Annotated in this window: 1 pseudogene; it reads right to left on the bottom strand. The window is 45.1% G+C overall.

Going from position 1 to position 253, the window contains the following annotated elements:
* Positions 1 to 56: 56 nt before the first annotated feature.
* A pseudogene (locus SB756_RS32770) lies at positions 57 to 253 on the bottom strand (hypothetical protein); the annotation flags it as partial.

The raw sequence follows: 253 nt of genomic DNA, 5'->3' as shown, positions 1-253 counted from the left end.
ACGTTCTAATGGACCATTGTCGCAGCAGGCATAAGTCAATTATCAAGAAACAAAAATTACTTCATTTTGGAAATTTCTATAACACAAGCTGCGAGCATCAGCCACCCAAAACCAATGATGATAAGCCATGCAGACACAGCCAGCCATCGCTTCAATTTTGGTGGGAAAACTTTTAGCTCGTCAGCATCGAGCTGGCCTCGACGAAGCACAAACCCAGGGAATGTGACAACCCCCCCAATTGCACAAACCAACA

It is taken from the genome of Pseudomonas sp. SIMBA_068 (assembly GCF_046534705.1).
Taxonomy (GTDB): Bacteria; Pseudomonadota; Gammaproteobacteria; order Pseudomonadales; family Pseudomonadaceae; genus Aquipseudomonas; species Aquipseudomonas putida.
This window is presented reverse-complemented; position numbering and strand designations above follow the sequence as displayed.